At 65.3% G+C, this 14,482-nt stretch carries 13 protein-coding genes; 7 read left to right on the top strand and 6 right to left on the bottom strand.

What is annotated here, in order from left to right; genetic code table 11:
- The first annotated feature begins 121 nt into the window (after positions 1-121).
- The 3 genes from AC0WRY_RS21050 to AC0WRY_RS21060 all read left to right on the top strand — a co-directional run bounded on the left by AC0WRY_RS21050 (position 122) and on the right by AC0WRY_RS21060 (position 1,459).
- The gene (locus AC0WRY_RS21050) at positions 122-493 is read left to right on the top strand and encodes a nuclear transport factor 2 family protein (RefSeq protein ID WP_194408350.1); all 372 of its coding nucleotides are present in this window, start codon (positions 122-124) and stop codon (positions 491-493) included.
- 157 nt (positions 494-650) lie between these two features.
- Positions 651-983 carry a DHCW motif cupin fold protein gene (locus AC0WRY_RS21055; RefSeq protein WP_194402687.1) on the top strand — a complete coding sequence of 111 codons (333 nt, stop codon included), beginning with the start codon at positions 651-653 and terminating at the stop codon, positions 981-983.
- Positions 984-1,249: 266 nt separating this feature from the next.
- Positions 1,250-1,459: a cold-shock protein gene (locus AC0WRY_RS21060; protein ID WP_008141931.1), complete on the top strand. Its 210-nt coding sequence runs from the start codon at positions 1,250-1,252 to the stop codon at positions 1,457-1,459.
- 218 nt (positions 1,460-1,677) lie between these two features.
- On the opposite strand, the gene AC0WRY_RS21065 is transcribed toward AC0WRY_RS21060, so the two are convergent.
- From AC0WRY_RS21065 to AC0WRY_RS21080, 4 genes are all read right to left on the bottom strand, one after another.
- Positions 1,678-1,977, bottom strand: coding sequence for an acylphosphatase (locus AC0WRY_RS21065; RefSeq protein WP_194402688.1), 300 nt, complete (start codon positions 1,975-1,977; stop codon positions 1,678-1,680).
- Positions 1,974-2,840, bottom strand: coding sequence for an isocitrate lyase/PEP mutase family protein (locus AC0WRY_RS21070; protein ID WP_194402689.1), 867 nt, complete (start codon positions 2,838-2,840; stop codon positions 1,974-1,976). Before AC0WRY_RS21070 ends, AC0WRY_RS21065 begins: the two co-directional genes overlap by 4 nt.
- Positions 2,841-2,990: 150 nt before the next feature.
- Positions 2,991-5,006: an acetyl-CoA carboxylase biotin carboxylase subunit gene (locus AC0WRY_RS21075; protein ID WP_491120777.1), complete on the bottom strand. Its 2,016-nt coding sequence runs from the start codon at positions 5,004-5,006 to the stop codon at positions 2,991-2,993.
- Between the two features lie 165 nt (positions 5,007-5,171).
- Positions 5,172-6,302, bottom strand: a complete 1,131-nt coding sequence (locus tag AC0WRY_RS21080; RefSeq protein WP_194402691.1) for a zinc-binding metallopeptidase family protein — start codon at positions 6,300-6,302, stop codon at positions 5,172-5,174.
- A 221-nt stretch (positions 6,303-6,523) separates the two neighbouring features.
- Between AC0WRY_RS21080 and AC0WRY_RS21085 the strand changes: the two genes are divergently transcribed.
- The 4 genes from AC0WRY_RS21085 to AC0WRY_RS21100 all read left to right on the top strand — a co-directional run bounded on the left by AC0WRY_RS21085 (position 6,524) and on the right by AC0WRY_RS21100 (position 12,123).
- Positions 6,524-9,013: a hybrid sensor histidine kinase/response regulator gene (locus AC0WRY_RS21085; RefSeq protein WP_194402692.1), complete on the top strand. Its 2,490-nt coding sequence runs from the start codon at positions 6,524-6,526 to the stop codon at positions 9,011-9,013.
- Between the two features lie 225 nt (positions 9,014-9,238).
- Positions 9,239-10,513 (top strand): MFS transporter, encoded by a 1,275-nt coding sequence (locus AC0WRY_RS21090; RefSeq protein ID WP_194402693.1) that lies wholly within the window; start codon positions 9,239-9,241, stop codon positions 10,511-10,513.
- A gap of 25 nt (positions 10,514-10,538) precedes the next feature.
- Positions 10,539-11,789, top strand: coding sequence for an arsenic transporter (locus tag AC0WRY_RS21095; protein WP_194402694.1), 1,251 nt, complete (start codon positions 10,539-10,541; stop codon positions 11,787-11,789).
- A 97-nt stretch (positions 11,790-11,886) separates the two neighbouring features.
- Positions 11,887-12,123: a hypothetical protein gene (locus tag AC0WRY_RS21100; RefSeq protein WP_211419259.1), complete on the top strand. Its 237-nt coding sequence runs from the start codon at positions 11,887-11,889 to the stop codon at positions 12,121-12,123.
- A 52-nt stretch (positions 12,124-12,175) separates the two neighbouring features.
- Here AC0WRY_RS21100 and AC0WRY_RS21105 read toward each other — a convergent pair whose 3' ends face one another.
- A complete protein-coding gene (locus AC0WRY_RS21105; RefSeq protein WP_194402695.1) occupies positions 12,176-13,540 on the bottom strand; it encodes an MFS transporter in 1,365 nt (454 codons plus the stop codon).
- 145 nt (positions 13,541-13,685) lie between these two features.
- The gene (locus AC0WRY_RS21110) at positions 13,686-14,450 is read right to left on the bottom strand and encodes a GntR family transcriptional regulator (RefSeq protein ID WP_194402696.1); all 765 of its coding nucleotides are present in this window, start codon (positions 14,448-14,450) and stop codon (positions 13,686-13,688) included.
- Positions 14,451-14,482: the final 32 nt, after the last annotated feature.

Below are 14,482 nucleotides of genomic sequence, written 5' to 3' on the forward strand. Positions count from 1 at the left end.
TGTCGCGCGCCCACATGCTTCTTTGGGCATGGACAAACCCATATAGGGTAAGTATTATTGACCTATTATGCCCCGCTCTTGAACAGGGGCGATCAGGGAGAACGCCATGTCTTCGCAACACATGTCCTCGCATCACCAGCCATCGACGCTGGCCGCGCTCGGCCGGACCTGGGTCGAGGCCTGGAACGCGCGCGATCTCGAGCGCGTGCTCACGCTCTACGACGAGGCGGCATTGATGACCTCGGACCGCATCCCGATGCTGGGTTTCGATGCCAGCGGCACCGTGCTCGGCAAGGATGCCTTGCGCACCTATTGGGGCAAGGCGCTCGGGCTGGTGCCGGAGCTGCATTTCACGCTGATCGACCTGTTCGTCAGCCCGGACAGCGTCGTGGTGTTTTACGCCAACGAGCGGGGCAAGAAGATCTGCGAATATCTGCGGGTGAACGAGGCGGGGCTGATCGTGCAGGGCTCGGCGAACCATCTGGCGGGGTGACGGTGCTCTCTCCTCGTCATTGCGAACGCAGCGAAGCAATCCAGACTGTCGCCGCGGATGCATTTCTGGATTGCTTCGCTGCGCTCGCATTGACGGAGACTGGCGCGACGGCGTGCGCTAACGACAAAACTGCCGGCTCTCACGACAGGACTCCCCCATGAAACTCCCCACCTCCCCCTTCACCGTCACCGACTGGAGCAAGGTCGAGCCGACCAGGCATCCCGGTGAGACCGGGCAGGCCACGTGGCGTACGCTCAATATCGGCGATCTCCGGGTCCGGATGGTGGAATATTCACCCGGCTACCTGGCCGACCATTGGTGCGATCGCGGCCACGTGCTCTACGTGCTGGAGGGCGAGCTCCGTTCCGAGCTGCGCGATGGCCGCACCTTCAAGCTGACGGCGGGCATGAGCTACCAGGTCTCGGATTTCGGCGACGCCGCGCACCGGTCCTCGACCGCAACCGGGGCGACGCTTTTCATCGTGGATTGAGGTGCATCCGGACCGTTACTTTGCACCGCAAAATAGAAAAGTCGGACGACGTTTCGGACCACGGGTGGTGCCTTGAACTGGCCCCAAATTCTCGCTATATTGTGATCATCGATACTTGGCCGAACGACTGGGCCGCTTCGCCTCGTTGCTAACGGGCGCGCACGCTTCAGATGACTTCTCCAAACATCGACTGAACAGGGCTATGGGCGCAATGCTGCGTACCGGTCCACGTGCGTACTCTCTCTAACTAACTAAAGGAAATTCCCATGGCTATGGGCACCGTGAAGTGGTTCAACACCCAAAAGGGTTATGGTTTCATCCAGCCGGACGACGGCCAGAAGGACGTGTTTGTGCACATCAGCGCCGTCGAGCGCGCCGGCCTCTCCTCCCTCAACGAGGGTCAGAAGGTCTCGTTCGACATCGTCGCCGACCGCCGCAGCGGCAAGTCGTCGGCTGACAATCTCCGCGTCGGCTAACGCCCACGCAGCGTTCTGACCACGGACGAACCGGCAGAACGCCAGAGTTAAAAGGCCCCGCGACCGGGATCCGGTTCGCGGGGCTTTTGTTTTTGGGGTGTCCGACACGGTGCCGTAGGGCGGAGTCACCGGGGATCGCAAGGTCATGGTGGGCACGGCGCAAGAGCGCCTTTGCCCGGGACAGACCCGGGCATGACGACTTCTCTTGAGAGCTACACCTACACCGTGGGCAGCACCGAAAACGCTTCCCCTGCCCTGCGCAGATTCAATTCGTCCGCTCCGGCGGTCTCGCTGGTCACATTGTCGACGCGCGAGGATGGCGGACCGTGGCGGCACAGCGCGACCATGTCGGCGACGTGCTTCGGCGTGCCGGCAAACAGTGCTTCCACGCTGCCGTCGCGGCGGTTGCGAACCCACCCCTCGAGGCCGCTCGCCGTCGCCTGATACTCCACCCAGGCCCGATAGCCGACGCCCTGCACGCGCCCGCGGATCATCACCTGGAGGATCGCCCGGCTCATTTTTTCAATCCGAGGAATTCGGCGCTGCGCGCCTTGACGTCGGCCTCGCGCATGACGCGGGCCGTCAGTTCCGACGATGCGAGCCCTTGGAGGTCTTTCGGCGATGCACCGTCGCGGAGCGCCTTCTGGGTCGCGTACACGGCCTGCGTCGCGGCGGCGATCGGTGCGTGGCCCTGCAGCGCGATACGCACGCGGTGGCTAGCGAGGTAATCGAGCGCGCTCAAGTCCTCGGGCGCCCCGCCGAGCACGATCGGCAGGCGCGTCGCAGCGCTCACCGCCTCGAGTTCGGCCCGCGACTTGATGCCGGTGAAGAACAGCGCATCGACACCGGCGGCCTCATAAGCCTTGGCGCGGCGTATCGCGTCCTCGATCGAGGTGATTGAAGCAGCGCCCGTTCGCCCCATGATGACCAGCGAGGCGTCGCCGCGGCCGCTCAGCGCGGCCTTCATCTTGCCGACACCTTCCTCGAGCGAGATCAACTGCGTCTTCGCTTCGCCAAAGGCCGCCGGCAGCAGGGTGTCCTCGATGGTGAGGCCGGCGGCGCCAGCCGTCTCCAGTTCCTGCACGGTGCGGCGGACATTGAGCGCGTTGCCATAGCCGTGATCGGCATCGACCAGCACGGGCAGCGCGGACGCGCGCGACATCCGCCGCATCTGCTCGGCAAGCTCCGTGAGCGTGATCAGTGTGATATCGGGATCGCCAAGCACGGCGAGCGAGGCGACCGAACCGCCGAACATGCCGAGCGGAAAGCCGAGATCCTCGGCGATGCGGATCGAGATGGCGTCGTAGACCGAGCCGGGATGGACGCAAGCAGCGTCCGACAGAACGGAGCGAAGTTTCTCGCGGCGGGAACGAAAGGCCATGGTGCCTCACTCTCAATTTCTCATCCTGAGGAGCGCGCTCTTGGCGCGCGTCTCGAAGGATGAAAGGCCGGGCTGGTGGCCTCGCCCTTCGAGACGCCGCGAAGGCGGGACTCCTCGGGGTGAGGGTCTCCTGTTGTGCCCGAAGCGCTCTTACGCAAACTCCAGGATCAGCGCGTCCACGGCCAGCGTCGCGCCGGCGCTGGCGTGAACCTTCTTCACCGTGCCGTCCTGCTCGGCACGCAGCACATTCTGCATCTTCATGGCTTCGACCACCGCCAGCGTCTCGCCGGCCTTGACCTCCTGCCCCTCGGTCACCGCGATCGAGACCACGAGGCCGGGCATCGGACAGAGCAGCTTCTTGCCGCTGTCGGAGGCCGTCGTCACTGGCATCAGCCGCGCGGATGCGGCTTCCGCTTCGGTCCAGACATAGACCGGCACCTCGACGCCCTGATGCGCGAGGCGGATGCCGTTCGGGATCGGCCGCGCCTGCAGCGCGACGAACTGGCCGTCGATGGTGCCCTGCCAGACCGCATCGCCCGGCTTCCATGGCGAGGCCAGCAGATGCGCGTTGCCGGCCTTGCCCTCGGCATCGATGAAGCGGATCGCGATCGCCTCGCCCTCGCGCGCGACCTCGAGCTGGATCTCCTGGCGGTCGAGCCAGACCGCGCGGCGCCGCTCGCGCTGCACGATGCGGCCGCCCATCTGGCCCGAGATCTGCCGCTTGCGCTCTCCCAGCACGTGGTCGATGGCGGCGCCGACCGCGGCGATGCGCCGCGCGACCTCGCCTTCCGGCACGCGCACCGCAAAGCCCTTGGGGAATTCCTCGGCGATGAAGCCGGTCGAGAGCCGGCCCTCGCGCCAGCGCGGATGATGCATCAAGGCCGACAGGAATGGGATGTTGTGGCGGATGCCGTCGACATAGAACGAATCCAGCGCGGTCGCCTGTGCCTCGATCGCGGCCGCACGCGAGGGCGCGTGGGTGACGAGCTTGGCGATCATCGGATCATAATGGATCGAGATCTCGCCGCCCTCCTGCACGCCGGTGTCGTTGCGGATGGTGATGCCGTCGTGGCTGGCTTCCGCCGGCGGACGATATTTCACCAGACGTCCGATCGAGGGCAGGAAGTTGCGGAACGGGTCTTCGGCGTAGAGACGCGATTCCACCGCCCAGCCCGTCAGCGTGACGTCCTTCTGAGCGATGGCGAGCTTCTCGCCCGCGGCAACGCGGATCATCTGCTCGACGAGATCGATGCCGGTGACGAGCTCGGTGACGGGATGCTCGACCTGCAGGCGCGTGTTCATCTCCAGGAAGTAGAAGCTCTTGTCCTGCCCCGCGACGAACTCGACGGTGCCGGCGGAATCGTAGTTCACGGCTTTGGCCAGCGCGACCGCCTGCTCGCCCATCTTGCGGCGCGTGGCCTCGTCGAGCAGCGGCGACGGCGCCTCCTCGATGACCTTCTGGTTGCGGCGCTGGATCGAGCATTCGCGCTCGCCGAGATAGATGACGTTGCCGTGCTTGTCGCCCAGCACCTGGATCTCGATGTGGCGGGGATCGACGATGAACTTCTCGACGAAGACACGGTCGTCGCCGAACGAGGCCTTGGCCTCGGCCTTGGCGAGATTGAAGCCTTCGGCGACCTCGGACTTCGAATGCGCAATGCGCATGCCCTTGCCGCCGCCACCCGCGGAGGCCTTGATCATCACGGGGTAGCCGATCTCGTCGGCGATCCTGACCGCGCGCTTGTCATCCTCGATGACGCCGAGATGGCCCGGCACGGTCGAGACCTTGGCCTTGGCGGCCGCCTTCTTCGACTCGATCTTGTCGCCCATCGCAGCGATCGCGCCCGGGTTCGGGCCGATGAAGACGATACCGGCCGCCTCCAGCGCGCGCGGAAATGCCTCGCGTTCGGACAGGAAGCCGTAACCGGGATGCACGGCCTCGGCGCCCGTCTTGCGGCAGGCCTCGACGATCTTCTCGATCACCAGGTAGCTCTCGGCGGCCGCGGGCGGGCCGATCAGCACGGCCTCGTCGGCCATCTCGACATGGAGGGCGTCGCGATCGGCCTCGGAATAGACCGCAACCGTCTGAATTCCCATCTTGCGGGCAGTCTTGATGACCCGGCAGGCGATTTCGCCGCGATTGGCGATCAGGATGCGTTTGAACATGCTTTTCTTGAGTCTCGACCTTGGGCGGGACCCTTCCCTGGCCGTTGGGGCCTATGGGACGGGCCGTGTGGCTTCCGTGGTACATCAAAATGGGCCGGAGGCAACGGTCTAAATCCGGCCCGTTCTGGCGTACCAGCGCAAGACCAAAGGGGGCTCGACACGCCTCTAGCGACGGCCCGAGACGTCCTGGGCCTTGCTGGCCTCCCTGGCTTCCTTGGCTTCCTTGGCGTCCTTGGCGTCCTTGGCCACGTCCCTGACCAGGCCGTGAATGAAGCCGAGCTTGCTGACCACCGCGGGCGACAGGATGAAGGGATAGAGGTCGCGCAGGCCCATGGCGCGGTTGACGCTGTTCATGGCGAAGGTGAAGGGCAGCCATGCGCTCAGCAGCGCGTCGACGTCGCGGGCCTCGTAGGGATTGAACCGGATCCGCGCCGTCAACTCCCCGTCACGGTCGACCTTGGGGCGCACCTCCATGCCGAATTCGCCGGCCATCTCCAGGGCATCCACGATGTGGAGATAGTGCGCCCAGGTCTCCGCGAAGTCTTCCCAGGGATGGGTGGTGGCATAGGCCGAAACGTAGCTCTGCTGCCAGTCGGGTGGCGGCCCCTCGGCATAGTGGCGCTGTAGCGCCTGGCCGTAATCGACAGAATCGTCGCCAAAGACCGCGCGGCATTCTTCGAGCTTGCCGCCGTCCCGCACCAGCACGTCCCAGAAATAGTGCCCGACCTCGTGGCGAAAATGCCCGAGCAGCGTCCGGTACGGCTCGCCCATTTCGAGCCTGCGCCGCTCGCGCTCGATGGTGTCGGCCTCAGTCAGCGCAATCGTGATCAGGCCGTTGTCGTGGCCCGTCAGGATCCTCTCGCCGCTGTTCGGATCGTCGGCCAGGAAATTGAAGATCAGACCATGCTCGGGGTCGTCCTGCCGCGTCCGGAGCGGCAGCTTCCAGCGGATCAGGGAATAGAACAGACGGTGCTTCGCCACCTCCAGCTCGCGCCAGCCGGCGAGCTGCGCCGGATCCGAGAGGTTCGGCACCATCCCATTATGGCGGCAGGCGCGGCAGTAGCCGGTGGTATCGCCCGCGTCCGTGAGCCAGTTGCAGGCATCGTACCCAGCGTTCCGGCACAGCATCCGGCTTTGGCCCTTGTCGGCCAGCATTCTCCAGGCCTCTCCGTCCGGCTCGATCGCCGACATCGTCTCCTGCTCCGGCAGGAAAGCGACCCGATGACCGCATCGTTCACAGGCGCGGTTCTCGAAATAGAGGACGTTGCCGCAGGCCTGGCAGAGAAAGAGCTTCAAGATTTAGCCTCTTCGGAAAGGAGAGCTTCATGGCAGCCCGTCATGGCGCCTCGCGAAGACGCATCCGCAGGCTGATCGTTCCAGTCTCTGGAACAAATAGCCAGACCAGGAATTGGAGAGACGTATCTTTTCCCGGTCCACGCAAGCCCACATTTCCCGCCAGGCGCTCCCTTGTAGGCAATGGCCATCACGCTCCGTCTGTGTGAATATCGCTTCGGCACGTGCGCTCCCGCATGACAACGGCCGATGCCTTGAACGATCCCTTGAACGATCCTTTGCCCGAGACCATCGCTGCCGAAAGGCTGCGTCAGCACCTCGAAGACGTCGCGCGCGAGCGCGACAACGCCTATCGTGCGCTTCAGGAGCGCGAGACCGAGCTGGCGCGCATCCAGCGCATCGGCAAGGTCGGCGGCGTCGAGGTCGACTTCCGCGAGGGCTTCAAGAACCGGCGTTCGCCCGAATATCTGATGCTCCACGGCCTGCCGCCGGAGGCGGCCGAGGAATCGCACGAGGATTGGGTCAATCGTATCCATCCCGACGACCGCGACGCCACCGTCAAGCACTTCATCGATGCACTCGCCGGCACCAGCGAAGACTACACCGCCGAATACCGCATCATCCGTCCCAATGACGGCGAGACCCGCTGGATCCGGGTCGTCGCCAAGATCGAGCGCGACAAGGACGGCCGCGCCATCCGCCTCGTCGGCGCCCATATCGACGTCACCGACCAGATGCTCGCGCGCGAGACCCTGCGCGAAAGCGAGGAACGCTTCCGCCTGATCGCCGACAGCGCCCCGGTGCCGATCTGGGTGACCAAGCTCGACCGCACGCGGTCCTTTGCCAACCAGGCCTATGTCGACTTCGTCGGCCTGCCCTACGATCAGGCGATCGCCTTCGACTGGCGCAAGGTGCTGCATCCGGACGACCTGCCGCATGTGCTGCAGCAATCGGTCCAGGGCGAAGCCTCGCTGAAACCCTTCGTGCTTGAAGCGCGCTACAAGAATGCCAGCGGCGAATGGCGCTGGCTGCGCTCGGAATCGCAGCCGCGCTGGGACCCCACCGGCAAGCATATCGGCTTCATCGGGGTCGCCCACGACATCACCGTCGCCAAGCAGGCCGAGATCGAGCTCCGGCGGCTCAACGAGACGCTGGAAGAGCGCATCGCCGAGCGCACCGCCGAGCTCGAATCCAACGAGGCGCGGCTGCGCGCGATCCTGGAGACCAGCAACCAATATCAGGGCCTCGTCAATCTCAGCGGCGAACTTCTCTACGCCAACAAGACCGCACTCGACGGCATGGGGGCTCATTCCTCGGAGGTGATCGGAAAGCCGCTGTGGGAGACGCCCTGGTTCAGCGCGACGGAGGGCATGAGCGCGCTGGTGCGCGAAGCGTTCCACACCGTACTCAAGGGCGAAGCCGTGCGGCTCGAGATGCGCCTGCGCCTTCCCATCGGCGAGCGTGATTTCGACTTCGGCATGCGCCCCGTGCTCGACCGCCACGGCAACATCACCGGCGCGGTCCCTGAAGCCGTCGACATCACCGAGCGGCGCCGCGGCGAGGAAGCATTGCGGCAGTCGCAGAAGATGGAGGCGATCGGCCAGCTCACCGGCGGCGTCGCCCACGACTTCAACAACCTCCTCACCATCATCCGCTCGGCCACCGATTTCCTGCGCCGCCGCGAGCTGCCGGAAGAGCGCCGCCGCCGCTATGTCGATGCCATCTCCGACACGGTCGAGCGTGCCTCCAAGCTGACCGCTCAGCTTCTGGCGTTCGCGCGCCGGCAGCCGCTGAAGCCGCAGATCTTCAACGTCGGCAGCCAGGTCGAGGGTGTCGCGCAACTGGTCCGGCCGCTGGTCGGCGGTCGCATCGAAATCGCGGTGGAGATTCAAGACGCCGACTGCTTCACCATCGCCGACATCGCCCAGTTCGAGACCGCGCTGATCAACCTCGCCATCAACGCCCGGGACGCCATGGAGGGCGAAGGCAGCCTTACCATCGCGGTGCGCAAGGTTTCCGGCATCCCCAGCTTGCGCGCGCAGTCTGCGCGCAGCGGCGACTATGTCGCGATCTCGGTCACCGATACCGGCAGCGGCATCGCGCCGGAGCATCTCGATTCGATCTTCGAGCCGTTCTTCACGACCAAGGAGGTCGGCAAGGGCACCGGCCTCGGTCTCAGCCAGGCGTTTGGCTTCGCCAAGCAGTCCGAGGGTGACGTCGCGGTGACGAGCACGCAGGGCAAGGGCGCAACCTTCACGATCTACCTGCCGCAGGCCCAGAGCCCTGTCGCCGAGAAAGAAGCCGCGGCACTGATCCACGAGGCCGCCACCACCGGGCGCGGCTACCGCGTGCTCGTGGTCGAGGACAATGACGATGTCGGCCAGTTCTCCACCGAGCTGCTGGAGGATCTCGGCTATGTCGTCCGCCGCGTCGCCAACGCCAACGCGGCGCTGGCGATCCTCGGCGAGAACGAATTCGCCGTCGACCTCGTGTTCTCCGACGTCATCATGCCCGGCATGAACGGCGTCGAGCTCGCCGGCATCATCCGCGAGCGCTATCCGGGCCTGCCCGTAGTGCTCACCTCCGGCTACAGCAACGTGCTCGCCGAAAACGCCCATCGCGGTTTCGAGTTGATCCAGAAGCCGTATTCGGTGGAATCGCTGTCGCGCATCCTGCGCAAGGCAATCACGGAGAAGTTGTCGGTGGCGCGGTGAATGTGAGCGAAGCTTACCGCTGTCGTCCCGGACAAGCGCGCAAAAAGCGCGCGCCTATCCGGGACCCATACTCCGAGACGGACGTTGTAGCGTGAGCTCGTAGCCGGCAATCTTCGCCAAACTTCATCCTGTGGTTATGGGTCCCAGACCTGCGCTTACGCTTGCCCGGGACGACAGCGAAGTGCTTGGCGCGCGCTGATAGACACAACGACGATCGAGAAACCGATGTCCAGCGAAACTCCCGATCGAGCAAGGCAAGCCGGCCGGGCGCTGGATGCGGCCAATTTCTTCCTCGCCGACGTCCGCGACGGTCTCGGACCTTACCTCGCCGTCTATCTTCTCACCGAGCAGCACTGGGACGAGGCGCGCATCGGCCTCGTGATGTCGGTCGCGACCATCGCCGGCATCGTGGCGCAGACGCCGGCCGGAGCGCTGGTCGATGCGACGCGGGCGAAGCGGCTGATGATGGTGATTGCCGCGATCATGGTGACACTGGCTTCGTTGTCGCTGCCGCTGTTTCCGAGCTTCCTGCCCGTCGCGATCTCGCAAGGGATCGCGCAGGCCGCCGTCGTGATCTTTCCACCTGCGATTGCCGCCGTTTCGCTCGGCATCTTCGGCCGCGCCGCCTTCACCCGGCGGATCGGCCGCAACGAAACCTTCAACCACGCCGGCAATGCGGTCGCGGCCGCATTGGCGGGCGTCTCCGCCTATTGGTTCGGCCCGACCGTCGTCTTCTATCTTCTGAGCGCGATGGCGATCGCGAGCCTTCTCAGCATCCTCGCGATCCCCGCCCGCGCCATCGATCACGACCTCGCCCGCGGGCTGCACGATGCGGGTACGGATGCGCAACAGGACACGCCGTCAGGCATCGCCGTGCTTCTGACTTGCCGCCCCCTCCTCGTCTTTGCCATCTGCGTGTTGCTCTTTCACCTCTCCAACGCGGCGATGCTGCCACTGGTCGGGCAGAAACTGGCGCTGCAGGACAAGAACATGGGCACCAGCCTGATGTCGGCCTGCATCGTCGCGGCGCAAGTCGTGATGGTGCCGTTTGCCATGCTGGTCGGTGCCAGGGCCGACCGCTGGGGCCACAAGCGGTTCTTCCTCGCGGCCCTGCTGATCCTTCCTATCCGCGGCGCACTCTACACGCTCTCCGACAATCCTTTCTGGCTGGTCGGCGTGCAGCTGCTCGACGGCGTCGGCGCCGGCATTTTTGGCGCGATCTTTCCCGTCATCGTTGCCGATCTCATGCGCAACACCGGCCGCTTCAACGTCGCGCAAGGCGCGGTCATCACCGCCCAGAGCATCGGCGCGGCGCTGTCGACGACGCTGGCCGGCTTCGCCGTGGTCGGCGCGGGCTACAGCGCGGCGTTCATCAGCCTGGGCCTCGTCGCTGCGATCGGCGCCGCCATCTGCATTCTCGCCCTGCCCGAGACGCGACATGGGGCCGCCCGCGCCCAGGGGGAGACAGCGGCACCGGCATCCGCTATCGCTGCCGAATGAACTCATTTCACGTCAAGGACTGAACGTGCCGTCTGACGCCATCTGGGCCTGGAGCATCATCGTCGTCGTGACCGCAGGCGTCATCATCCGGCCGTTTCGCCTGCCCGAAGCGGTCTGGGCCGTAATCGGCGCGAGCGCGCTGGTGCTATCAGGCCTGCTGCCGTGGCAGGACGCCCTCGCCGGCATCGCAAAAGGCCTCGATGTCTACCTGTTCCTGATCGGCATGATGCTGATCGCCGAGCTGGCGCGGCTCGAGGGCCTGTTCGACTATCTCGCCGCGCTCGCGGTGGAATATGCCGCCGGCTCGCCGCAGCGGCTGTTCCTGCTGATCTATCTCGTCGGCACGCTGGTGACGGTGCTGCTCTCCAACGACGCCACCGCGATCGTGCTGACGCCCGCCGTCTATGCCGCGACGCGCGCGGCCGGCGCGAAACCGCTGCCCTATCTCTTCGTCTGCGCCTTCATCGCCAATGCCGCGAGCTTCGTGCTGCCGATCTCCAATCCGGCCAATCTCGTCGTGTTCGGCGCGCGGATGCCGCATCTGACGGAATGGCTGCGCCTGTTCGCCCTGCCATCGGCGGCCTCGATCCTGCTGACCTACATCGTGCTGCGCCTGACCCAGCACCGCGCGCTGAAGGAGGAGACGATTGCCCACCGCGTGCCGCATCCCGAGCTCGGCCGCGGCGGCAAGCTGACGGCGATCGGCATCGTCGCGATCGGCATCGTGCTGGTCACGGCGTCGGCGCTGGACAAGCAACTCGGCCTGCCGACCTTCATCTGCGGCGGCGTGACGGCCGCGATCGTGCTGCTGCTCAGCCGGCAGTCGCCTGTGCCGGTGCTGCGCGGCGTGTCGTGGAGCGTGCTGCCGCTGGTCGGCGGGCTGTTCGTCATGGTGGAGGTGCTGATCAAGACCGGCGTGATCGCGCAGCTCAGCGCGCTGCTGCACCAGGCGGTGGCCCAATCCGTGCCGCAGGCCGCCTGGAGCGTCGGCATCGCGACCGCGCTCGCCGACAACATCGCCAACAACCTGCCGGTCGGTCTCGTCGCCGGCTCGGTCGCCGCCAGCGATCATTTGCCCGCACCTGTCGTCAGCGCCATCCTGATTGGCGTCGACCTCGGCCCCAATCTGTCGGTGACCGGCTCGCTCGCCACCATCCTCTGGCTGGTCGCGCTTCGCCGGGAAAAGATCGAGGTCGGCGCCTGGCCGTTCCTCAAGCTCGGCCTGCTGGTGACGCCGCCCGCCCTGATCGCGGCTTTGGCGGCGGCCATCCGATAAACGTGCGATCTTTGCGGCGCATCAATGTCGCCGCTGAGGCCGGAGCTATACTTCAACTTGTCGCGCAGCCTGATAGGGCGCGGCAAGGAGATCCATCATGCAGATCCAGTCAAAGGCATTGCCGCAGAGCTTTTCCCTGCGTCGTTCGTTTCAGAGTTTCACCGCGCCACGCCAGGGCCAGGCGGAAACGTCCCACCCATTGCTGCTCCTCGCGGTGGTGGTGCTGGTGACCCTGTTCGCGATCGTGGAGGTCGACCTGCACAGCGCTCAGTTGCAGGCGCTCGGCCTGCTCGGCCATGGCGCCGGGATTGATCCGGTCTTCCTGAGCCCGTAGTCCTGGGAATGGAGCCCGATCGCGGCCATGGTTGCGACCGGGCAACGCTTCGTCAGTCGTTCTCGTAGCCGTAGACTTCCGGCAGGATGAAGATCGCGGCGAGCAATCCCATCAACGGAAAGATCGCGACCATTAGCGTGGCGTTCGCCTGCCCGATCGCGGCGAACACCGTCGGGAACAGGAAGATCGCCAGGAACGACGGCAGCTTCACGAACATGTAGGCGAAGCCGCTGGCGGTGCCGCGATATTTCGGCTTGGCGACCATGGTCGGGATCGTCATGCAGTTCGACGCGTCCCAGTAATGGCCCCACAGCATGGCGGCGGCCGCGAACGGCAGCAGGATCTTGTTGTCGGTATAGAGCGCGAAGGCCGCGACCAGCAGCGCGGCCAGCACGATCGAGAAGCCCGCGATCGAGATGCCGCGGTGACCGATCTTCGGCGTCAGGAGCGGGCCGACCCAGCCCGACAGAGCGGCGAAGGAGAACAGCGCCATCGTCACCAGATTGATGCCGAGCACGCTCGACACGCCGACCATGACGAAGAGCACCGGCAGATAGAACGCGAAGGTCGAGAATTCGCTGGCTTGCACGAAGCAGGCGATCCAGCCGTAAAGCGTGGCGCGCCAGCGGATCGGATCCTTCTTGAGGTCGGCAAGGAATGCGCGGGTCGAGACTTTCGGCACTTCGACGTCCTGGTCCGGCAGCATGTCGAGATTGTCGTTGAACATCTCGCGCGCGACCTGCTTGGCCTCGCGGTAGCGGCCCTTCTGCACCAGCCACACCGCCGTCTCCGGCACGTCGTGCCGCATGATCAGGATGATCAGCGCCGGCAGCGCGCCGAGGCCGAGCGTCACGCGCCACAGCGTCTCGTGGTTCATGTCGATCAGGAGGAAGATCACGATGACGCCGATGGTGAGCACCTCGCCGACCGCGAACATGAACTGCCAGCGGTTGCCCATGACCTCGCGCTCACCCTTGGCCATGGATTCCATGATGTAGGTATAGCCGGTCGAGATGTCGGAACCGAGCGGAATGCCGAGCAGGAAGCGGATCACGATGAGCCAGGTGATATCGGGCACGAAGGCCTGCGCTAGCGCCAGCACGATGAACAGCACCATCGTGGCCAGGAACATGACGCGGCGGCCGATCTTGTCGGAGAGCCAGCCGCCGAGCAGCGCACCGATCAGGGCGCCGCCCTGCGTGCCGGCCGCGGCAAGGCCCAGCATCAGCGGATCAGGATTGAACTGCTCCTTGATGAAGATCAGCACGAAGGCGATCGAATAGAGATCCCAGGCCTCGACCAGGATCGAGGCCATCATCAGCCAGCCGACCTTGTTGCCCTTGGGACTGTAGTTCGTGATGAGGTAGCGGACCGCGGCTTCGCTCGCGGTCGGTTGTGGCATCGCCGTCGTTGACATGTCTGGTCCTCTCTTCAAGACTTTCAAAGCATGATCCGGATCCGAAGGGCCGCGCTAGCGCAAAGTGCGCAGCGGTTTTCCGAGCGGATCATGCCCAAACAACAAGCTAAAGCGCGATGACGATCCATCCTGATCTCATCGCGCTTTACGTGCCGAGCAGCGGCTCGATGCTGCAATCGAGCAGGCGCGGGTCGATCCCCACCTCCATGCCGTTGAACATCTCGCCCATGTAGTCGATCAGTGCATCGCTCGCCTTGACCGCGTCCTCGACGCGGCGGTTGGCGACTGCGTTGAGAATGCCGAGATGATGGTCGATCGTGCCGGATAGATCGGCCTGTCCCGGCATGAAGCGGTGGTGGATGTAGCCGATGCGGCGATACAGCGTGTGCAGCGGCCGCAGCGTGTGCACCAGGAACGGCTCGCCGGCCGCCTCCAGCACCAGCGCGTCGATGCGGCGGTCGATGCTGTTGAATTCGTCAAGGGTCAGGCTGGCGCGGCGCTCACGCAGGAGCCGCTCGATATGCAGCGCCTGATTGCGATGCGAGAGGCTGGCGCGATCGGCCGCGAGGCGAACCACGAAACGCTCCATGTCGCGGCGCAAGGCCAGCAGCATGCGCTCGCGCGCCAGATCGATCGGCGCAATGTGCAGGCCGTGGCGCGGACGAATGACGATGAGCGTGTCGGCGGAGAGACGGTTGACGGCGTGATGCACCGGCGTGCGGCCGAAGCCGGTGATCTCCTGCAATTCCAGCATGGTCATGAACTGACCGGGCTTGAGCTCGCAATGGACGAGGAGCTCCTCGATCTTCTGATAGGCCAGCTCGAAGAAATTGACGCGGTTGCGCCGGGAGGGCCTGCCCTCGCCGTCGTCGCTCCTCACCACTTCGAGCGCGCGTTTGCGCCGTGCCATGTCGTCCTCCCGTCCACCCGCGTTCTCGGGCG

This window comes from Bradyrhizobium sp. T-12, assembly GCF_058314695.1.

Coding starts and splice junctions, on each gene's coding strand:
- AC0WRY_RS21050 (WP_194408350.1), top strand. CDS start 122: ATGTCCTCGCATCACCAGCCATCGACGCTGGCCGCGCTCGGCCGGACC.
- AC0WRY_RS21055 (WP_194402687.1), top strand. CDS start 651: ATGAAACTCCCCACCTCCCCCTTCACCGTCACCGACTGGAGCAAGGTC.
- AC0WRY_RS21060 (WP_008141931.1), top strand. CDS start 1,250: ATGGCTATGGGCACCGTGAAGTGGTTCAACACCCAAAAGGGTTATGGT.
- AC0WRY_RS21065 (WP_194402688.1), bottom strand. CDS start 1,977: ATGAGCCGGGCGATCCTCCAGGTGATGATCCGCGGGCGCGTGCAGGGC.
- AC0WRY_RS21070 (WP_194402689.1), bottom strand. CDS start 2,840: ATGGCCTTTCGTTCCCGCCGCGAGAAACTTCGCTCCGTTCTGTCGGAC.
- AC0WRY_RS21075 (WP_491120777.1), bottom strand. CDS start 5,006: ATGTTCAAACGCATCCTGATCGCCAATCGCGGCGAAATCGCCTGCCGG.
- AC0WRY_RS21090 (WP_194402693.1), top strand. CDS start 9,239: ATGTCCAGCGAAACTCCCGATCGAGCAAGGCAAGCCGGCCGGGCGCTG.
- AC0WRY_RS21100 (WP_211419259.1), top strand. CDS start 11,887: ATGCAGATCCAGTCAAAGGCATTGCCGCAGAGCTTTTCCCTGCGTCGT.
- AC0WRY_RS21105 (WP_194402695.1), bottom strand. CDS start 13,540: ATGTCAACGACGGCGATGCCACAACCGACCGCGAGCGAAGCCGCGGTC.
- AC0WRY_RS21110 (WP_194402696.1), bottom strand. CDS start 14,450: ATGGCACGGCGCAAACGCGCGCTCGAAGTGGTGAGGAGCGACGACGGC.